The sequence below is a fragment of the Nonomuraea solani genome (assembly GCF_900108335.1).
GTDB classification, from domain to species: domain Bacteria; phylum Actinomycetota; class Actinomycetes; order Streptosporangiales; family Streptosporangiaceae; genus Nonomuraea; species Nonomuraea solani.
This window is the reverse complement of sequence record NZ_FNVT01000001.1, coordinates 1,245,662-1,265,550: the sequence shown is the minus strand read 5'-3', so window position 1 is coordinate 1,265,550 and position 19,889 is coordinate 1,245,662. Positions and strand designations below refer to the sequence as shown.

The 19,889-nt window shown below is 71.5% G+C and carries 19 protein-coding genes; 4 read left to right on the top strand and 15 right to left on the bottom strand.

All coding sequences use genetic code 11. The annotated features are described in order from the left end of the window. Positions 1-17: 17 nt before the first annotated feature. Both C4V41_RS05550 and C4V41_RS05545 read right to left on the bottom strand, forming a co-directional pair. Positions 18-812, bottom strand: a complete 795-nt coding sequence (locus tag C4V41_RS05550) for a carbon-nitrogen hydrolase family protein (protein ID WP_103954591.1) — start codon at positions 810-812, stop codon at positions 18-20. A gap of 10 nt (positions 813-822) precedes the next feature. Next, the gene (locus C4V41_RS05545) at positions 823-1,563 is read right to left on the bottom strand and encodes an HpcH/HpaI aldolase family protein (protein WP_103954590.1); all 741 of its coding nucleotides are present in this window, start codon (positions 1,561-1,563) and stop codon (positions 823-825) included. A gap of 48 nt (positions 1,564-1,611) precedes the next feature. On the opposite strand from C4V41_RS05545, the gene C4V41_RS05540 reads away from it, so the two are divergent. Then, positions 1,612-2,304, top strand: a complete 693-nt coding sequence (locus tag C4V41_RS05540) for a GntR family transcriptional regulator (RefSeq protein ID WP_200823753.1) — start codon at positions 1,612-1,614, stop codon at positions 2,302-2,304. 64 nt (positions 2,305-2,368) lie between these two features. Here C4V41_RS05540 and C4V41_RS05535 read toward each other — a convergent pair whose 3' ends face one another. From C4V41_RS05535 to C4V41_RS05505, 7 genes are all read right to left on the bottom strand, one after another. Further along, complete coding sequence (locus C4V41_RS05535; RefSeq protein WP_103954588.1) at positions 2,369-4,003, bottom strand: ABC transporter ATP-binding protein; 1,635 nt, start codon at positions 4,001-4,003, stop codon at positions 2,369-2,371. Continuing rightward, a complete protein-coding gene (locus C4V41_RS05530; RefSeq protein WP_103954587.1) occupies positions 4,000-4,803 on the bottom strand; it encodes a creatininase family protein in 804 nt (267 codons plus the stop codon). Before C4V41_RS05530 ends, C4V41_RS05535 begins: the two co-directional genes overlap by 4 nt. 13 nt (positions 4,804-4,816) lie before the next feature. After that, on the bottom strand, positions 4,817-5,674 hold the full coding sequence (locus C4V41_RS05525; RefSeq protein WP_103954586.1) for an ABC transporter permease: 858 nt from the start codon (positions 5,672-5,674) through the stop codon (positions 4,817-4,819). A 2-nt stretch (positions 5,675-5,676) separates the two neighbouring features. Further along, positions 5,677-6,621 carry an ABC transporter permease gene (locus tag C4V41_RS05520; RefSeq protein ID WP_103954585.1) on the bottom strand — a complete coding sequence of 315 codons (945 nt, stop codon included), beginning with the start codon at positions 6,619-6,621 and terminating at the stop codon, positions 5,677-5,679. After that, positions 6,618-8,204 (bottom strand): ABC transporter substrate-binding protein, encoded by a 1,587-nt coding sequence (locus tag C4V41_RS05515; protein WP_103954584.1) that lies wholly within the window; start codon positions 8,202-8,204, stop codon positions 6,618-6,620. The genes C4V41_RS05520 and C4V41_RS05515 overlap by 4 nt, the downstream gene beginning before the upstream one ends. 232 nt (positions 8,205-8,436) lie before the next feature. Further along, positions 8,437-9,222: a hypothetical protein gene (locus C4V41_RS05510; protein ID WP_200823752.1), complete on the bottom strand. Its 786-nt coding sequence runs from the start codon at positions 9,220-9,222 to the stop codon at positions 8,437-8,439. Then, entirely contained in the window at positions 9,210-9,488 is a 279-nt protein-coding gene (locus C4V41_RS05505) for a hypothetical protein (protein ID WP_103954761.1), read from the bottom strand. Before C4V41_RS05505 ends, C4V41_RS05510 begins: the two co-directional genes overlap by 13 nt. A 137-nt stretch (positions 9,489-9,625) precedes the next feature. On the opposite strand from C4V41_RS05505, the gene C4V41_RS05500 reads away from it, so the two are divergent. After that, on the top strand, positions 9,626-10,006 hold the full coding sequence (locus C4V41_RS05500; protein ID WP_146103550.1) for a hypothetical protein: 381 nt from the start codon (positions 9,626-9,628) through the stop codon (positions 10,004-10,006). A 7-nt stretch (positions 10,007-10,013) separates the two neighbouring features. Here C4V41_RS05500 and C4V41_RS05495 read toward each other — a convergent pair whose 3' ends face one another. The 6 genes from C4V41_RS05495 to C4V41_RS05470 form a co-directional block, all read right to left on the bottom strand. Continuing rightward, positions 10,014-10,790 (bottom strand): S8 family serine peptidase, encoded by a 777-nt coding sequence (locus tag C4V41_RS05495; protein ID WP_103954582.1) that lies wholly within the window; start codon positions 10,788-10,790, stop codon positions 10,014-10,016. 59 nt (positions 10,791-10,849) lie between these two features. Then, positions 10,850-11,059: an aroma-sacti cluster domain-containing protein gene (locus C4V41_RS05490; protein WP_103954581.1), complete on the bottom strand. Its 210-nt coding sequence runs from the start codon at positions 11,057-11,059 to the stop codon at positions 10,850-10,852. A 90-nt stretch (positions 11,060-11,149) separates the two neighbouring features. Then, positions 11,150-12,385, bottom strand: coding sequence for an MFS transporter (locus tag C4V41_RS05485; protein WP_146103549.1), 1,236 nt, complete (start codon positions 12,383-12,385; stop codon positions 11,150-11,152). 8 nt (positions 12,386-12,393) lie between these two features. Next, positions 12,394-13,077, bottom strand: coding sequence for an iron-containing redox enzyme family protein (locus C4V41_RS05480; protein ID WP_103954579.1), 684 nt, complete (start codon positions 13,075-13,077; stop codon positions 12,394-12,396). Further along, a complete protein-coding gene (locus C4V41_RS05475; protein WP_103954578.1) occupies positions 13,061-14,068 on the bottom strand; it encodes a radical SAM protein in 1,008 nt (335 codons plus the stop codon). Before C4V41_RS05475 ends, C4V41_RS05480 begins: the two co-directional genes overlap by 17 nt. Next, positions 14,065-15,147 (bottom strand): radical SAM/SPASM domain-containing protein, encoded by a 1,083-nt coding sequence (locus C4V41_RS05470; RefSeq protein WP_103954577.1) that lies wholly within the window; start codon positions 15,145-15,147, stop codon positions 14,065-14,067. The genes C4V41_RS05475 and C4V41_RS05470 overlap by 4 nt, the downstream gene beginning before the upstream one ends. Positions 15,148-15,333: 186 nt before the next feature. Here C4V41_RS05470 and C4V41_RS05465 point away from each other — a divergent pair, with 186 nt between their 5' ends. After that, positions 15,334-17,178, top strand: a complete 1,845-nt coding sequence (locus tag C4V41_RS05465; RefSeq protein WP_103954576.1) for an AfsR/SARP family transcriptional regulator — start codon at positions 15,334-15,336, stop codon at positions 17,176-17,178. Between the two features lie 33 nt (positions 17,179-17,211). Beyond that, entirely contained in the window at positions 17,212-19,827 is a 2,616-nt protein-coding gene (locus C4V41_RS05460) for an ATP-binding protein (RefSeq protein WP_160150175.1), read from the top strand. Positions 19,828-19,889 lie beyond the last annotated feature (62 nt).

Here is a 19,889-nt window from a genome sequence, read left to right as displayed (position 1 = left end):
CAGCGCCGGCGCGGACCTCAGGCGGGGATCACCTTGAAGCGGCGGTTGGCCAGGCTCGGGTTCTTGGCGCGTACGGCGCTCAGCCGGTCAGCGCCGATGACGGCCGACACCACCCCCGGGGCCTCGCCCGCCGACGCCACGATGGTGCCCATCGGGTCCACGATCGCGCTCTGGCCGGTGCAGACGGGCCCGGTCTGCCCGCTGGCCAGCACGTACGCGGTGTTCTCGATCGCGCGGGCGCGGACCAGCGCGATCCAGTGGTCCTCCTTGGCCGGCCCGGCCACCCACGCGGCGGGCACCACCAACGCCTCGGCCCCGGCGTCGACCAGGAACCGGGCCATCTCCGGAAAACGGAGGTCGTAGCAGGTCAGGACGCCGAAGGTGAGATCGTCCAGGGTGAAGACGAGCGGTTGCGGCGCGTGCGCCTGCACCCGGTCGGACTCGCGGTAGCCGAAGGCGTCATAGAGGTGCACCTTGCGATAGACGCCGAGCAGGCCGCCGCCCGCGTCCACGGCGAACACGGCGTTGCTGGGCTTGCCGTGCTCCCCGGCGGGCGCCTCGGTCATCCCGGCGACGACGGCGATGCCGTGCTTCCGCGCCAGGGCGGCGATCGCGGTCGCGAAGGGGCCGTCGAGGGGCTCCGTCTCGGGGACGATGTCGGCTGTCACGTCCGGGTTGGAGTACATGGCGTTCTCGGGCAGGACGACGAGCCGCGCGCCCTGGGCCGCCGCCCGCTCGATCAGCCCGGTGGCGGTGGCGAGGTTGGCGGACTTGTCGGTGGTGGCGCTGAACTGGCCGACGGTGACGAGCATGCGGGGTCTCCTAGCGGGTGCGGGTGAGTTCGCGGGTCTGGTCGAGCGCGGCCTGGAAACCGGCCATGATGGCGCCGTGCTCCATGGTCAGGACGAGCTGGTCGGCGCCGTGCTCCAGGGCGAACGCCTTCTCGGCCGGCGACCAGGCGGGCAGCACCCAGGGCTTGCCGGCGGCGCGGGCCGCGTCGGCCACGACCTTGAGGTCGGCGAAGTCCTCCTCCGAGCGGGAGTAGGCGCCCCGGCCGCGCCGGATGGACAGGTCGCTGGGGCCGACGAAGACGCCGTCGACGGTGGGGAGCGCGAGGATGTCACCGATCTGCTCGATGGCGCCGGCGTCCTCGATCATGGGGTAGACGCGGGTCTCGCGATCTTGGCGTACGATCCAGTCGTCGTCGAATCCGCCGTACCGTGCTGTCCGTCCGCCCGCGAAGCTCCTGTCGCCCAGCGGCGGGAACTTGCCGAAGGCGCAGATGGCGGCCGCGTGCGCGGCGCCCTCGATGTGGGGCACGACGACGGCGGTGGCGCCGAAGTCGAGGGCCTGCTGGATCGGCCCGCGCTCGGGGCCGAGCACCTTGGCCAGCACCTCCAGGCCGAGACCACGGAGGAACGGGATGAAGCGTTCGAGGTCGGCCAGGTCGAACGAGCCGTGTTCGATGTCGAGCACCACCGCGCCGTAGCCCAGGCCGGCCACGATCTCGGCGGCGGCGGAACTCGGCCCGGACAGCCAGGCGGCGTACTTCCTGTCCTGCAACGGATACTCCTTCTCAACGTTGGTATACACTGTGTATACATTTGGGACGTGGGGGTGGCATTGAACTGGGAACGGGACACCGCGCCGGCGGCGACCGCCGGCGAGCGGGCCTACCGATGGACGCGGGAGGCGATTCTCGGCGGCCGGTTCCCCGAGGGGTCCTTCCTGGAGGAGAAGCTGGTCTGCGACGAGGCCGGCGTCTCGCGCACACCCGTCCGCGAGGCGTTCCACCGCCTGGCGGCCGAGAAGTACATCGACCTGCTCCCCCGGCGCGGCGCCCAGGTGCGCAGCGTGACGGCCGCCGAGCTGTTCGAGACGTACGAGATGCGGCTCGTGCTGGAGATCCACGGGTTCCGGATCCTGTGCGACAAGCGGACCGACATCCCGCGCGAGCTGTCCGCGCACCTCGACCTCATGGAGGATCCGGACATGATCGCGCGGTGCCGGGCGGGCGACCGTGACGCGATCGCCGAGCACGCCAAGATGGACTTCTTCTTCCACTTCTCGTTCGTCAGGGCGACCGGCAATACCGTGCTGATCGACCTGTTCAGCAGCCTCCAGCCGCGCCACCAGCGCATCGGGGTCAGCGCCGTGGCGGTGCGCCCCAACCGGCTGGCGGTCATCAACCCCGAGCACCGCACCCTGCTCGCGGCCCTGACCACGCACGACTTCGACACCGCCGAGCGCACCCTGCGCAACCACCTGCGGCCCGACGAGCGGGTGGTCTCCCACCTGCGGTGAGTCAGCGGAAGCCTGAGGTCGGTCGTCGGGAGCCTGGGGTGGGTCGTCGGGAGCCCTGGGTTGGTCATCGGGAGATCGCCCGCCACAGCTCGCGGCGTTCTGCCTGCTCGGCGGGGTCGGGCACCGGCGCCGCCGCGACCAGCCGCCTGGTGTAGTCCGTCTTGGGATCGTTGAGCACCTCGCGGGCCGGGCCGTGCTCGACCATCCGACCGTGCTGCAGGACTGCGACGTCATGCGCGAGCAGCTCGACCACGCCCAGGTCGTGGCTGATGAACAGGCACGAGAAGCCGAGCCGGTCCTGCAACTCCTGGAACAACCGCAGCACGGTGGCCTGCACGGAGACGTCCAGCGCCGAGGTGGGCTCGTCGGCGATGAGCAGCTCGGGCTCCAGAGCGAGGGCGCGGGCGATCCCGACGCGCTGCCGCTGGCCGCCCGACAGCTCGTGCGGGAACCTGCCGGCCCAAGCCCTGGGCAGTTCGACCTGGTCGAGCAGCTCCAGCACCCGCTCGTGGACGGCGGCGCGGCCCGCGTACCGGTTGACGATCATCGGGGCGGCGATCGAGTCGCCGATCGACCGGCGCGGGTCGAGCGAGGAGCCCGGGTCCTGGAACACCATCGAGTATTTCCTGCGGAACCCGCGCAGCTCCTTCGCGCCGAGCCCGGTCACGTCGCGCCCGCAGATCTCGATCGAGCCGGACGTGGCGCGTACCAGGCCGACGATGGCCCGGCCGATCGTGGACTTGCCCGAGCCCGACTCGCCCACCAGGCCGAGGACCTTGCCCTTCCCGATCTCGAAGCCGACGTCGTGCACGGCCTTGAACCCCTTGCGGCCGAACCGTCCGGGGTACTCGACCTGCAGGCCGGTGACCCGGATCACCGGCTCCGGCGTTGTGAGCGCCTTCTCCGGGGCCTGGCCACGGCGAGGCACCGCGGACAGCAGCTTCCTGGTGTATTCGTGCCGGGGTTCGGCGAACAGCCGGGCGACCGGGGCCTCCTCCACGACCTCGCCCTGCTTCATCACCACCACCCGGTCGGCCAGGTCGGCGACCACGCCCATGTCGTGGGTGATGAGCACGACCGCCGAGCCGAGGTCCTTCTGCAGGCGGCGCAGCAGCTCCAGGATCTCCGCCTGCACCGTGACGTCGAGAGCCGTGGTCGGCTCGTCGGCGATGATGACCTCGGGCGACCAGGAGATCGCCATCGCGATCATCGCCCGCTGCCGCTGGCCGCCGGAGAGCTGGTGCGGATAGCTGTCGATCCGCTTGTCCGGCTCGGGGATGCCGACCTTGCGCAGCAGCTCCAGCGCGCGGGAGCGGGCCTCGGCGACCGGCACCCGCTCGTGGCACCGGACCGCCTCGATGATCTGCTCGCCGATGGTGTAGACGGGGTTCAGCGCGGTCATGGGCTCTTGGAAGATCATCGCGATCCGCCGGCCCCGGATGGCGCGCAGCGACTCCTCATCGAGGTCGAGCAGCTCGGTATCGCCGTACCGGATGCTGCCGCGGCGGCGCGCGTTCTTGGCCAGCAGCCCGAGCACCGACATCGAGCTGACGGACTTGCCCGAGCCGGACTCCCCGACGATCGCCACCACCTCGCCCTTGGCGACCGAGAAGCTGACGTCTTTCACGGCGGGGACCCACTCCCCCGCGATCCGGAAGTCCACCGAGAGCCGCTCGACCGAGAGGACCGGTTCTGTCATGAGGCGTTCCCCGGGTTGTTCCGGTCGTACTCCTGGATGTAGGCGGAGCAGAAGCCGATCACGCGCTCGATCCAGATCTCGCCCGTCTTCGCGCTGCCGAGGCTCACGTCGCCGGTGCAGCCGGTGGCGCTGACCTCGGAGAAGTCCCACAGGACGGTGCCGCGCACGTCGTGGCCGGGGATCGCCGCCTCCGTGTAGCTCGTCGGGCTCCAGCCGCTGGCCGACACCAGGCCGCCCGCGACGGCCAGCTCACTTTGCACCTGGCCGGGGAACATCGCGAGCATCGCGGAGTGCTCGGGCTCGGCGCCGTGGCCGTACGCGGTGGCCGGGTCGTCGTACACGTCGCGCATGAGCGCGTAGCCGAGCTGCCACGGGTACAGGTGGCCGACGAGGACGCCCAGGTCACGGCGGGCCTGGAGGCCGGCGTCGATGACCGGCCCGACATTGCCGCCGTTGTTGTCGATGATGATCACGCGACGGAAGCCGGACAGCGTGAGTGCCTCGATGATCTCGTACGTGACCGCGCGCAGCGTCGCCTGGCTCAGGGAGAGGTTGCCGTTGAAGCCGCGGAACACCCCGGAGTGCCCGTAGTGGAGGGCGGGCGCGACATAGCACCCGTTCTCCTTCGCCAGTTTGTCGGCCACCCATTCCGCCACGATGGAGTCCTCGTGGATCGGCAGGTGCGGGCCGTGCTGCTCGATCGCGCCGATCGGCAGCAGGATGATCGGGTCCCGTTCCGCCAGTTCCTCGACCTGGGTCCAGGACAGCTCGCCGAGCCTGTGGGTGGAAGGGAGGGTCATGAACGGGTTCCTTTCAGTTGGTGCCACGGCGGCGCGGGTCGAGCAGGTCGCGCATGCCGTCCCCGAACACGTTGAGCGCGAGGACGACGAGGATGATGAGCACGGAGGGGTAGAGCAGCAGCGTCGGCTGGACCTCCAGGAAGTCGCGGCCCGCGCCGACCATCGTCCCGAGCGAGGGCAGGGGCGGCTGCGCGCCGAGGCCGAGGAAGCTCAGCCCGGCCTCCATCTGGATGGCGAAGCTCACCGACAGGCTGAGCTGGACGATGATGGGCGCGGCCACGTTCGGCAGGATCGTTCTGAGGAGGATTCCGGCGGGGCGGGTGCCCATGATCTTCGAGGCTTCGACGTACTCCAGGTTCCTGATGGCCAGGACCTGGGTGTAGACGATTCTGGTGAACCTCGGGATGTACAGGACGCCGATCACCATGACGACGTTCACCAGGGCCGGGCCCATGATCGCGACCACGGCGATGGCCAGCACGATCGGCGGGAAGCTCAGCAGGACGTCGATGCCGCGCATGATGATCGTCGAGGCCCAGCGGCCGACGTACCCGGCCACGAGACCGAGCGCGACGCCGATGACCGCCGCGACCAGCACCGCCGACAGCGCCACCCCGAGCGACACCTGGAGGCCGACCAGCAGGCGCGACAGGACGTCGCGCCCGAAGTCGTCGATGCCGAGCACGGAGGCCGAGGTCAGCGGCTTGCCGACGATGTCGCGGTAGTCGTGCGGCGCGATGATCCTGGCGAACAGCGTGACGAGCGCGATCAGCAGCATGAACGCGCCCGCGATGGACGTCCTGCGGTTGGACCGCAGGCGATGAAGGAAGGTCCTCTGGGTCGCGGGCGCGCCTGCCAGCACGGTGGCCATGATCAGTTGTCCTCCGCCCGGGGGTCGAGTGCCCTGACGACCAGGTCTCCGACCAGGTTGACCAGGATGACGATGGTGGCCGCGGCGAGGACGACGGCCTGGATGACGGGATAGTCGCGCTGCCCCACGGCGTTCATGAGCAGGGAGCTCATCCCCGGCCAGCCGAAGATGGTCTCGACCAGGACCGTGCTGCCGATCAGCGTCGTCAGCTCGACCGTCGTCACGGAGACGACGGACAGCAGCGCCGTACGCAGCGCGTGCCGGTTGATGACGTGCTTCTCGATCAGGCCCTTCGCCCGTGCGGTACGCACGTGGTCGGCGTTGAGCGTCTCCAGCATCGCCGCCCTGGTCATCCTCGTGACCACCGCGCACGAGGCCGCCGTCAGCGTGGCCACCGGCAGGATGAGAATCTGCAGATGGGTGAGCGGATCCTCGAACGGCGAGGCGAACCGGCGCGGCGGCAGGATCGGCACCACGAACGCGAACACCAGCAGCAACAGCGTGCCGATCACGAACACCGGCAGCGAGATCCCGAAGATCGACCCGGCGACCAGCGCGTGGTCGGCCGGCTTGTCGGCGCGCGTGGCGGCGATCCGGCCCAGCGCGATGCCGGCCACCAGCGAGATCGCCAGCGCGATGAGGACGAGCTCCAGCGAGTTGCCGATCCGGGACGGCAGGTCCTGCATGACCGGGCGGCCGCTGATGAGCGAGGTGCCGAGGTCGCCCTGGAGCAGCCGGGTCCAGAATCCGGCGAACTGGCTGAGGAACGGCTCTTCCAGGTGCATCGCGGCCCGGGTGGCGGCGATCTGCTCGTCGGTGGCCGCGTCGCCGAGCACCGCCCGGGCCGGGTCGCCGGGGATGAGGCGTACCAGGAAGAACACGATCGTGCCGACGAGGAGCAGTTGCAGGATGGCCTGGGCGAACCGCTTGGCCAGGAAACGCCTCACGCCGTCTTCTCCATCCAGGTCCGGCGCAGGGCCGTGGCCGTCCAGGCGCCCTTCGGGGGATGCTCGTAGCCTTTGACGTGGTGGTAGTGGGCTTCGCCCTGTTCGCGGCGGATGGTGTAGGTCATCGGGACCAGCTCCAGGGCCCGTTTCTCGACGTCGAGGTAGATTTCGTCGCGCAGGCTCTGGTCGGAGGTCCTGCGTGCGCGGGCCAGCAGCTCGTCGATCTTGTCGTCGGCGAAGTCCAGATATTTCGCGAAAGTTCCGGTGCTGCTGATGAAGTCGCCGAGCGAGGCGGGATCGCCGAACTTCGGCGCCGTCCCCCAGGAGTGGACGGGGAACGCCTTGGCCGACACGCTGGAGCGGAAGGTCAGCCACTCCTGCTGGGTCAGGTTCACGTTCAGTCCGGCGTCGCGCAGGCCGGGCAGCATCGCCTGCGCGGGCCTGGCGATGACCGAGTACGAACTGGTCGTCACCACCGGCAGCGTCAGGCCCTCCTGCCCGGCCTGTTTGAGCAGGAACCGGGCCTGTTCCGGGTCGTAGGGCATGGAGCCGGCGAGCTGGGCCGCGTACGGGGCGAAGGTCTCCGACATCAGGGCGCCGTCCATCGGCGCGCCGTGCCCGAGCAGCGCGGTGTCCAGAACCGACTGCCTGTTGATGGACATCGCGATGGCCCTGCGGACGCGTACGTCGTCGAAGGGGCGGCGGCTGTTCACGAAGCCGACGAACCCGAACCCGAACGTCTTGTCCGAGACGAACCGCAGCCGCGGATTCTCGGAGATGACGCCGACGTGGGTGGCGGGAACGTAGTCGATCATGTCCACGGTCGCCGTGCGCAGCGCCGTCACGCGGGCGTAGTCGTCGCCCATCGGCTGGAAGACGATCCCGTTGAGGTACGGGAGGCCGGAGTCGAAGTAGTTCTCGAACCGGACGTAGGTGGTGCTCACCCCTGGGATGCGCTCCACGAACCGGAACGGGCCGGTGCCCATGACCTGCGTCTTGGTGTTGGCCCCCGACTCGATCCACTTCCTGGAGACGATGTTGGTGGTGGGCGCCGCCAGGGCGAACGGGAAGGCCACGTCGGGCTGCTTGAGCCTGAACACCACGGTGGTGGCGCCGGTCGCCTCGACGGAGGCCACCTGGTCGAGCAGCGGCGCCGACGCGGCCGCGGTCGCCTTGTCCATCATGCGGCGGAACGAGAAGACGACGTCGTCGGCCGTCATCGTGGACCCGTCGTGGAACCCGACCCCCGAGTGCAGCTCGACCTCGTAGGTCAGCTCGTCGGCCCAGCCGAACTCGGCCGCGAGGTCACCGACGATCTCGCCGGCTCCGTCGTACTGGACCAGCCCGTTGTAGGCGAGCTGCCGCAGGTAGTCGGAGGCGCTGCCGCTGCTGAGGTGGGGGTCGAGGTTGGCCGGGTCGGTGGAGAGCCCGAAGTACAGGACCCCACCGCGGTTGGGGCCGCCGTCGCCGGGGCGGATGGCCTGCATCGATACGGGCAAGGTCGCTGGGCTGCCGCAGGCCGTCAGGGCGCCCAGCGTGGCTACGCTTCCGGCGAGAAACCCTCGCCTGCTGATCACTGCCATGACATCTCCACCTCGTCAGGGCCTGGCACTGAGTCGTTTGAGTTGGGGATCCATCAGGTATTGCGTATGTATACATGGCGTTCACACCACGGTCAACGGGTTGCAGCCAGACCCAATATGAGATACGGCCAAGGCAAAAATGCCCCTGGGCATAGGCGGACGATGCTCAATGAAGCGCCACCGACGCGGGCGCGCATTACGGGCTTATGGGCGGCCTAGGCCAGAGCCGCGGTCAGGGCATGTCGTCGAGAAGGCGCGACGCCGCCTTGGGGTCCATCAGATTGGACCAGACCTGCTCGGCGGGAAGCAGGTCCCGCTCTGGCAGGGTGTATTCGGGAAACCAGGCGTCGAGCGCACAGCCGGGAACGCGAGAGAGGATCATCGCGGTGAGGTTCGCCGGAACTGACCCGGTGATGCGAATGGCAACGTAGGTCTCGTGACCGTCATCAGCGCGAACGACGACCCCGAGACGGAACTCGGAAAAGTCGGCGGCATGCTCGTGACCGTCGCGCAATGAGCCGCGAACAAGGTCCTGCAACTCGGCATTGAGGCGCAGCGCGAGCCGAGTTCCGGCTTCCAGGAGGTAACGATCGAAGTCGTCTCGGCCGGGCAGAAGATGCCCTGAGTAGGTGTCGGTGATCAGCGGCTTGTCGTGCTCGGCGTTGTATCGCTGCCTGGCCGTACGAGTCTGTGCGTGCAGGGCGGCATAGAAGTCGTCGCCGGACCCGTCCTCGCGCGTTCCCGCCGCCACGAGCCAGTCCCGAACCTCGGCGTCGGGTTCGCCGGTCAGCACCGCTCCTCGCCAGCGACCGACTTTTGCCTTGAAGAGGACGATGTCATCGATGGCACGTATCCGCTCGTGCGGAGTGTCAGCGGCGGCGAATTGCTCGCCCGCCTTCCTCAGCAGCGGGTGGTCGACCTGGTCGAGCGGAGTCTTGGCCGTGGGAATGGGCAGGCACAGGTCGTCGCGCAGACAGCGAAGAGTGGGGCGAACCGGCACGAGGGTCAGTTCTCCCAATCGCCGACGCCGCCGAGTTCCTCGATCTTCTGAGGCGACAGACCGGTGAGCGCGGCGACGCTTGAGGTGAGCGAGCCGTCCAGCACCTTCATGGACTCGATCATGCCCTTGCGAACCTCTTCACGGCGCTGCTCCAGATAGGCCCTGACAGCCTCGGACACGAAGTCCTTCTTGGTCATGCCGAGAAAATGTGCGGCTTGTGAGATCAGCTCATCGGTCGCCGGGTCGATCTTCAAAGGCGCCTGGCGCTTCACGGCAGCAGTCATGACCCACACCCTCTCTAACGCCATGGTACCTAAGTACCTCAGTGTCAGTAATCATCTTCCCCGCTTGCCACTTATATGAACCCCGTACGATGATCGCGTGCCGGCCCTCCCGACCCCCCTGGACCGTCGATCTGCTGATGGTCACCGGTCTGAGCGCGGCCGGCGTGCTGCTCCCCCGTGACCTGGTCGCCGCCCCTTCCGCCGACCGGCTGCTGGACGTCGTCTACGCCACGGCGCCGGTCGGCCATCCGGGCGTACGCGCCGTCACCCGCGCCGAGTGGGCCCGCGGCCTGGAGACGACCGACTCCTTCTCCGTGGCGTTCGCCTCCCTGCTGGTCGCCATGTGCGTCGCCTACACCGCGCTCTCCATCGTCAACACCCTGGTCACCGCCACGTTCGCGCTGCTGCGGCTGCTCGGGCTGACCCGGGCGCAGGTGCTCGGCCTGGGCGCCACGCTCGTGCCGGCCTGGGTGACGCTGCGGGCGCGGCCCGTGCACCTGGTCGCGGGACGGGAGTGAGGGAGGCTCAGTGGCTCATGACGTTCGACGACGACAGGTAGAGCGCGGTCTTGACCTGGAACGGCGTCAGCCCGGGATGTTTGCCGCGAATGAGGGCACAGCGCGCCGCCACGTGCGGAGTGGCGAAGCTGTTGCCGCTGCGGCGCCGCCGCCCGCCGCCCGGCGTCGCCACCGGCACGTTCACGCCGCGGGCGAAGAACTCCACCGGCGGGCTGGGGTTGTACAGGATGAGGTCCGGCTCGGGCTCGTGGTGGCTGCCGACGGACACCACCGAGGAGAACCGCCACGGATAGCTCTCGACGGGCAGGTTGTGGGCGGCGGCGACGATCAGCGTGTTCCCGGCGTACGCCTCGTCGGCCAGCTCGCGCAGCGCCGGTACGAAGTCCCGCCGGGTGGTGGAGAGGCTGAGGTTGATCACGTCGAACCCCTGGCCGACGGCCCAGCGCAGCCCCTCGACCAGCACCTCCGCCCGCCCGTGAAGCCTGCCGAGCACCCGCATGCCGACCAGCTCGCAGTCGGGGGCGAGCCGCCTGATGACGCTGGCGCAGGCGGTGCCGTGCCCGGAACGGTCGCCCTGCTCGTCGGGTACGGCCCGGCCGCCCACCATGGCGTAGGTGGCGGTCACCGGGCCCACGTCCGCGTGGCCGCCGTCGATCCCGCTGTCCACGACGCAGACCCGTACCCCGGCGCCGGTCGCACCCCCGTAGGCCCACTCCGCGAAGGCGTCCCTCGGCCAGTCGGAGGGCACCTCCAACCCGGCGGGATCAACGTGCCAGGACGTCATCGGCCCTCCATGAATCGGGTGACCGGACCGCGCAGTGGCGCGGCCCGGCCGGCTCAGAATCAGTGGATGATGATCCCGACGTGCCTGCCCTCTTCCTCGAGGACGTGCGCCGCCACCTCGGTGGCGCCGTCCAGGCGGCCCTTCACCGAGGTGAGGACCGAGACCTCGTCACGGGTGAGCGAGGCGAAGACGGCCTGCTGCTCCTCGGGGACACCGGCCAGGGAGACCCCGGCGTCCTGGAGCGCCGACAGAGCGTCGTACTGTCCCATTTCCGTTCCTTTCTTTCTGCGTTACCAGAGGTTCCGCCGATGAGACGGCGGGTGTGACGCGGCCCGGGTGATGGACACCCCGAGCCGCGTTCACGTCTTTTGCTCCTGGCTGGTCCAGGAGGGGGCGCGCACGGCCATGAGGCCGAGGCCCAGCAGCGCCAGCGCGATCCCGGCGGCGGTGAACACGGGACCCACACCGAGGTACGCGGCCAGCAGCGCGCCCAAGGGCGGCGCCACCAGTTGCACGGCCGTGGGGCCGGCGTTGGCGGTGGCGGACACGCGGCCGATGAGCTCCTCAGGGGTCGCGGTCTGCAGCACGTACGGAAAAGCGATCATGAACCCGGCCGACGACAGCCCCGTCAGTGCCCCGACGCCGACCAGCAGCACCGGCCACGGGCGGACCCCGGTCAGCAGGAGGAGCCCCAGCGCGGCCACCGCCACGCCGATCCCGGCCTGCCCGAGCCCCATCAGCGTGAGCGGCCGCACGGCGTCGCCGGCCCAGCCGACCAGCAGCGCGCCCACCACCGTCCCGGCCCCGACCCCGGCCATGACCACGCCCAGCAGGCCGGGCGCGGCGCCGAGTTCCTTCAGCGCCAGGGGCGACAGCACGTCGTACACGAAGATCAGGAACGTGGTCGCGGTCATCGCGCCGATGGCGGCCATGAGCAGGCCGTTGCGCCTGATGTGGACCAGGCCGGCGGTCAGCTCGGTCAGGAACGAGGTCCGCTCCGGGCGCCCGCCGCCCGCGGGCCGGGCGAGGGGCAGCCGCGCCAGGAAGAGCGCGGAGACGACGAAGGTGACCGCGTCGCACACGAACACCACCTGCGGGCCGTACGCGCCGACGAGCACCCCGCCGAGCACCGGCCCGGCGATCTTGGCGGACTGGTTCACGAACGTGGTCGCGGCGATCGCCTGCAGCAGGTCCTCCTCCGGGACCACCCGCTTGACCGCGGCCTGCTCGGCGGGCGCGAACAGCGCGCTGAGCGTGCTCTTCGCCGCGATGAGCACCAGCAGCACCGGCAGGTCGGGGGCGAGCAGATAGCCGAGGACGACGGCCGCGCGGGCCAGGTCGCAGCCGACCAGCACCGCTCGCGTGGGCAGCCGGTCGGCCAGTACGCCGGCCACGGGCGCGACCACCAGCCACGGCAGCGCCGAGACCACCACGACCGACGCCATCGCCCCCGGGCCCAGGTTCCAGCCGTAGACCACGAGGACCACCAGGCCGAGCAGGTCCAGCCAGTTGCCGACGGCGGAGACGGCCTGCCCGGTGAGCAGCAGCCGGAACCGCCGGTGCTTCAGGGGCTGGAGCATCCCGAGCCTGGCCATGCCGATCTTCACGCCGCCGCGCGGGCGGGCACTCGGGTCATCAGGTCGTCGATGACGTCGGCGTACAGGATGACGGAGTTCATGGCGCTGGTGCTCATGGCCGCGCGGTGGTGCGGTCGCAGCGGGAGCGCGTCGATGGCGGCGAACAGGTCCTTGCGGTGGTGCACGTCGAGGCGGGCGTGCTTGAGCAGGTTCTGGAAGCCCGCGCGGGGATATCCGGTGCGCCGGATCATGTCCTCGATGACCGGGAAGGTGGGCGGATAGCCCTCGAGGACCGTGATGTGGCCGAGCAGCGTGACCGGGTGGTAGTGGTCGATCCAGTAGTACTGGGAGCCGACGACCCTGGCCACCGACGGAGGCGGCATCCGCCGCCAGGGCTCGTCGGGGTCGGCGCCGATGGCGGCCATGTCGTCGCGTACCCATTCGTCGTGGCCGAGCTCCTCGGGGATGTGCTCGCGCAGGTAGGCGCCGAGCCGGTCGGCGACCTCGTCCTGCCGGGCGAGCTCGACGCAGCGCGCCAGCGCGCGCCGCATGACCGGTACGGAGGCCCGCACGAGCATGTGGGAGGTGCTCAGGTACTCGGGGTAGATGTCCCGGAAGCCGGGCGAGGTGATCATCCGGCGGGTGGCGGCCGCGTAGATCGGCATGACCATCTCGATCTTGCGGCAGAGCTCCTCACTGTGGGTCGTCATGCGCGCTTTCCTTTCCGATCAGTGACAAGGTGCGGTAGAACGGGTCGTCCACGGCGAGCTCCCCCTGCCGCTCCGTCACGGCCCAGCACAGGTGGCAGATGCTCGCGAACCGCTGTTCGGCCAGGTCGGCGAACTGGGGCAGCATCATGAGGGCGCCGAATCCGGGCGCGCGCAGGGCGTGGAAGAAGGCGTGCCTGGTGTATCCGTCGAGCGCGGCGCCCACCTCCTCGCCCGTACGGCAGCGCCGCCGGATGGCGCCCGGCCCGCGGCCCATGACGACGCCCTCGTTGCAGCAGGCCGAGACGACGCCGTCGTAGCGGACGACCGGTACCGCGGCCGCGTGGCAGGTGCCGTACTCCTTGCCGCGCCGGTGCGGGCCCGCGACGAACAGGGTCTCCCCGCGGCCCTGCCGGACCGGCCAGGTGAGCGACAGTTCGGCGTGCTCGTTCCAGTCCGCCCCCAGCGCCTGCTCCAGCAGGGCCGCGGCCTGGTCCGGCATGCCGTCCATGTCCATGACCTGGACCACGATGTGGGTGCCGGCTTCGGCGATGGCGCGGGCGGCGGCGACGTACCGCTCGGAGGCGATCTGCGAGGCGTGGAAGGAGTCGGTGCTGAGGACGACCGTGGAACACCGGCGGAGCACCCGCTTGGCCCACTCGGGCGGCGGGGCGCCGGTCCGTCCCCAGAACCCGCTGGTGTAGACGACGAGCTCCTTGCCCGCGTCGGCCAGCCGATCGACGGCCAGCGGCAGCCCGCGCCGTTCGACGAACGGCTCGCCGCCGGAGATGCCGATGAGCGGCAGGCTGGAGGCGGCGATCGCGTCGACGATCTGCTCGAACAGCGCGAAGTCGGTGATCTTGGGGCTGTCCGCCCGGGAGTCGACCGAGCAGTGGCCGCAGCCGACGGGGCAGCGGTCGGTGATGAACAGCAGCGCCGTCGCCCCCGACTCGGCGCGGGCCCGCGTCAGGCGCGCCGCGCTGACCTTGGTCATGAGCGGGCCTCCTCGCGGTGTCCCAGCGTGACCAGGCCGGCGTACCGGGGCGAGCCGTGCCTGAGGGCGAAGACCGTGGGCCCGGCCTCCACCTGCAGCCGTTCGACCGTCTGCTCCATCACCTCGAACGCCTCGCCCGCGACCAGGTCCGACGCCTGCCGCGCCACCTCGGGGCGCTCGGAGAAGCCCATGCAGGTGCCGCAGAATCCGGCGTCCGTGGGGGCGCCCGCCCGGCGGGCCAGCGGCTGCGGCCCCAGCGTGCGGACGGCGCGCAGCAGCGGGCTGCGGGTCAGCCGGCGTCTGATCTCCGGCCAGCCGTCCTCGCCGATGTGGCCCAGCCGCAGGTGCTCGGGCCCGCGCCGGTCGATGACGTCCTGGTTGCAGCAGGCCAGCACGGTCCCGTCGTAGGCGATGGTGGGCCAGGCGGCCATGTCGCAGGGCAGCGCGGCGGGCAGGTTCAGGGTGTGCACGCCGCCGCCGGGCGCGCTCAGCCAGTCGGCCGCCCGGCCGGCGGCGCCGACCTGCGCGACCAGCATCGGCACCCGGCCGTCGAAGGTCTCCCGCACGTCGCGGGTGATGTCCTCCAGGTACGGATCCGCGTCGTCCAGCCCCACGGCCTGCACGCTCACGTCCTTGCCGGACTCCAGCAGCCGGCCGAGCACGGCGAACACCGCGGCGCGCGAGACCTGCTCCTCGTGGAAGATGTCGATGCTGGCCACGAAGTGGTCCACCGACGCGATCGCCTCGGCGATCCGGTCGGGGACGCGCTCCTCGCGGGCGAAGAACATGCCGGAGATGAGCGCGGAGCGCGCCCCGGCCCGCCGCGCGCGCCGGGCGATGGCGGTCACCAGTTGAGGACGCAGCAGCGGCTCGCCGCCGGTCATGAGCACCAGTTCCGGGTGGTCCTCCGGGGTGAAGGTGTCGGCGAAGCGGGTGAACAACCCGGCCTCGTGCTGCTCGCTGCTCATGAGCGAGGCGGTCGAGCAGTGCCGGCACAGCAGCGGGCAGCGGCGGGTCAGCCCGAAGAAGATCGCCCCTCCCGGCTGTGGCCGCAGGGTGATGATGTCTGCCAGATGCATGCGCTCGCCTTCCGGTGGCCGAACTTCCGAGGCCATACGCTGGCAGGCGCCGTTTGCGGCCGGTGAGCCGTTCGATGACGGCCGCGCCCGCCGTCTGTAATCGGGCTGAAATCCGCTCCCGCGCGATCCGCCGGCACGGCCGGACCGAAGAGTGTTCGGGAGCCAGGGTTTCTCACGGAGGTACGCGTGACCGACGGCATTGCTGAGGTGTCCGCCGATTTCCGGATCCTGGGCCCGCTGGAGGTACGCGCCGGTGGGCTGCGCCTGGAACCCCGGGGCCGGCAGGTCCGGTCGCTGCTGGCCGCGCTGCTCATCGACGCCCCCGAACCGGTTACCGAAAGCCGCCTCCTGACCCGCGTCTGGGGTCCGGAGGGCGGCACCACGGCCGCGCTGCGCACCGCGGCCTCCCGGCTCAGGTCCTGGCTGCACCACCACACGGGCACGGAGGCCGCGGTGCGGTTCGCCCCCGGCGGCTACCGGCTCGACGTCCCTCCGGACCAGGTCGACGCCCACCGTTTCCGCGCCCGTGCCGCCGTCGCGCTCGATCAGGAGGATCCCGTCTCCGCGCTGGCCGGCGGGCTGGCGCTGTGGCGGGGCAACGTGCTGGCCGACGCGTCGGAGTGGCTGCGCGGCGACCCGGCGGCGCTCCAGCTCGACCGGGAGCGGCTGGCCTGCGCGAGCGCCCTCGCGGACCTGGCCTTGGGGGCGGGGCGCGCGGCCGAGGCGCTGGCCACCGTGGAGGCGGTGGCCGTGCAGTTCCCCTACGACGAGGCGATCCAGGCCAGGCTGCTGGGACTGCTGGGGGCGTGCGGGCGCCGGGCGGAGGCGTTGCGGTTGTTCGAGTCGATCCGGCGCCGGCTGGCCGACGATCTCGGCGTCGATCCCTCCCCGCCGCTGCGGGAGGCGCACCTGGACCTGCTGCGCGACCCACCGCCGGGGGACCCATCACCACGTTCGGCTCTCCCACCTGCCGACCCCGCCGCGCACGCCCCCTGTCTGCTGCCGCCCGACATCGCCGACTTCACCGGCAGGGAGCGGGAGACCGCCGACCTGAGCCGGATCCTGCTCGCCTCGGAGGGCACCGCGGTGCCGGTCGCGGCGGTGTCCGGGCGGGGCGGCGTGGGCAAGACCGCGCTGGTCGTGCACGTCGGCCACCGCCTGCGCGACCGTTTCCCCGACGGCCAGCTGTACGTGAGCCTGCGCGGCAGCGGGTGCGAGCCGCTCGATCCCTCCGACGTGCTGGCCAGGTTCCTGCGCGCTTTGGGCGCCGCCCCCGCCGACATCCCGGCGAACCTGGAGGAGCGGGCCGAGCGGTTCCGGTGCCTGCTGACCCACCGGCGGCTGCTGGTCATCGTGGACGACGCCGCCGACGCCGCCCAGATCGAGCCCCTCCTGCCCGGCGTGGCCTCCTGCGGGGTACTGGTGACCGCCAGGAGACGCCTCACCCCGCTGGCCGGCGCCCAGGAGGTCAGGCTGGACGTGCTCGACCCGGAGCCCGCCGTCGAACTGCTGGCCAGGATCGTCGGCGGGGAACGCGTGGCGGCCGAGGCGGGCACCGCGTACGAGCTGGCCGCCCTCGCCGGGCACCTGCCGCTCGCGCTCCGGGTGGCGGGTGCCCGGCTGGCCGCCAAGGAGCACTGGAGCGTCAGCCGGCTCACCACCCGCCTGGCCGACGAGCGCCACCGCCTGGACGAACTCGCCTTCGGCCAGCTCGACGTGCGGGCCAGCCTCGCGCGTACCTATGGCTGCCTGGAACCGGCCCCCAGGCGGCTCCTGCACGCGCTGAGCCTGCTGGAGGTCAGGAAGTTCTCGTCCTGGGTGGCGGCCGCGCTGCTCGGCTGCTTTCCCGCCTGCGCCGAGGACGTCCTGGAACAGCTCGTCGACGTCCATCTCCTGGACGTGGACGGCGCGGCGGACGGCGGGCCGCCCCGCTACCGCATCCCGGAGCTCGTCCGCATCTACGCCAGGGAACGCTCCGCCGCCGACGGCGCACGGGAGAACGGGGCCGAAGGTATCGAATCGGCAAGCTGACCAATCTGAGCGGATATGGCGGATACTTCGGGAATGCGGTTGCTGGAGCGGGAAGCATCGCTGGCGTCGCTGGCGGAGTACGCGGCCGAGGCCCGGAGCGGCGCCGGGCGGCTGGTCCTGGTCTCGGGCGAGGCGGGCGTCGGGAAGTCGGCACTGGTCGAGCGGTTCCAGCGGGACCTGCCGGACGCCCGCTGGTCGTGGGGCATGTGCGACGGCCTGTCCACGCCGCGCCCGCTCGGGCCGCTCTTCGACGTGGCCGACCAGCGGGGCGGCGCGCTGCTGGAGCTGTGCCGTGCGGAGGCCGGGCGTGAGGAGTTGTTCCGGGGGTTCCTGCGTGCGGTGAGCGAGCCAGGGGCGCTGAACGTGGTCGTGGTCGAGGACGTCCACTGGGCCGACGAGGCGACCCTGGACCTGCTGCGGTTCCTGGCCCGGCGGCTCTCGAACGCCCCTGTGCTGATCATCGTCACCTACCGGGACGAGGGCCTGGCGACCGGTGATCCGCTGCGTGCCGCCCTCGGCGATCTCGTCGTGCGGCGGCCGGCGCGGCGGATCGCGCTGGCACCCCTGTCGGCGGCGGCGGTGGCCGTGATGGCCGCCGGGACCGGCTGGGAGGCGGCCGAGCTGCACCGGCTGACCTGCGGGAACCCGTTCTACGTGACCGAGGTCGTGCGGGCGGGCGTGCGCGAGGTGCCGCCGTCGGCGCGGGACGCGGTGCTGGCGCGGGCGATGCGCCTGGACGGCGAGTCGCGCCGGGTGCTGGACGTGGCGGCGCTGACCGGGACCAGGGTCGAGTCGCGGCTGCTGGAGTCGGTGACCGACTGCCCGGCGCCGGTCCTGGACGAGTTGCTCGGGTGCGGGCTGATGATCGAGGACGGCTCATGGTTGCGGTTCCGGCATGAGATCGCGCGGCTCGCGGTGGCCGGGGCGGTGCCGGCGCACCGGGCGCGTACCGTCCACGGCCTGGTCCTGGCCGCTCTGGCGGGCATGGGATGCGACGACGACGCCCGGATGGCCTTCCACGCCGAGGCCGCCGGCGACGCGGGGGCGGTGCTGCGGCACGCCCCGGCCGCGGCCCGGCGCGCGGCCTGGCTGGCCTCGCACCGCGAGGCCGCGGCACAGTTCCGCCGCGCCCTGCGCTTCGCGGACGGGGCACTCCCCGGGCTGAACAACAGGCCGGACGCCGCGACGCTCGCCGGCCTGTACGAGGGGCTCGCCGACGAGCTGGCCCTGCTCGACCTGTGGCCGGAGGCGGCGGAGGCCGGTGAGCAGGCGCTGGCCCAGTGGCGCGCGGCGGGCGATCGGCCGCGGGAGGGCGCCGCGCTGCGGCGGATGTCGCGCATCTGGTGGAACCTGTGCCGTGCGGACCAGGCGGTCGCCGCGGCCGAGGCCGCCGTGTCGATCCTGGAACCGCTCGGCCCGAGCGCCGAGCTGGCCTGGGCGTACGCCGTCCACGCCAACCGCCGCATGCTGCAGGGCGAGCACGACCTGGCGACCGCCCTGGCACTGCGGGCGCAGGCGATCGCCGAACCCCTGAACGCCACCGACGTGCTCAGCGACGTGCTCAACACCCAGGCGGTGTCGGCCGCGGCCACGGGCGGCGCCTGGGCCGGGCAAATGCGCCGGGCGCTGGAGATCGCGCTGTCCGGCCGCCACCAGGACCAGGCGGGACGGGCGTACGCGAACCTCTGCTCCATGCACGCGAGCCAGCGCCAGTTCGCCGACGCCGAACGGTACATGACCGAGGGTCTCGCCTACTGCGACGAGCACGACCTCACCACGTACGCGACGCACCTGAGGAGCGAGTGGGCCACCGTGCTGGAGTGGAGCGGCCGCTGGGACGAGGCCGCCGCGCTCAGCGCCGACCTGCTCGCCGCCGCCACCGCCTACTCCTGCAACCGGCTGTGCGTCCTGCGGAAGATCGGCGTGCTGCGAGCCCGCCGGGGCGAGCCCGGCGCCTGGGAGTATCTCGACGAGGCCGCCGCGACCGCGGACCGTACCGCCGAGCCGCAGCAGATCGTGCCGGTCCGGCTGGCCCGCGCCGAGGCGCACTGGCTGGAGGGGGACGCGGACCGCGCCCGCCACGAGACCGAACTCGCCGAGGAGGCCTCCCCCGGATGCGACATCTGGGACCGCGGCGCGGTCGCCGTCTGGCTGGTGCGGACCGGCTCCGCGCGCCCGGCGCCGGGTGACCTGGCGGAGCCGTACCGGCTGTGGCTGGACGATCATCCGATGAAGTCCGCGCAGGCCTGGGCCGATCTGGGCTGCCTCTACGACGCCGCCATGACCCTGGCGGACACCCCGGAGGAACAGGCGCTGCGCCGGGCGCTGGAGATCTTCACCGGTCTCGGCGCGACCCCCGCCGCCCGGATCGTCCGGCAGCGGCTGCGCGGGCTCGGCGTCCGGTCGCTCCCGGCCGGGCCGCGGGCCGCGACCAGGGAGCATCCGTTCGGGCTGACCCGGCGCGAGCGTCAGGTGCTGGCCCTGCTCTGCGCCCGGTACACCAATCAGGAGATCGCCGCGGCGATGTTCATCTCGGCCAGGACCGTCGCCCACCACGTCTCCGCCATTCTCGCCAAGCTCGGCGCCCCGACGCGCGCGGCCGCCGCCGACCGCGCCGCCGAACTGGGACTGGCCGAGGCGGAAAGCTAGGCATCCCGCGCCGGAAAATGGGCAACGGGCACCGATTCGTGCCGCCCCGCCGCGCCCGTACG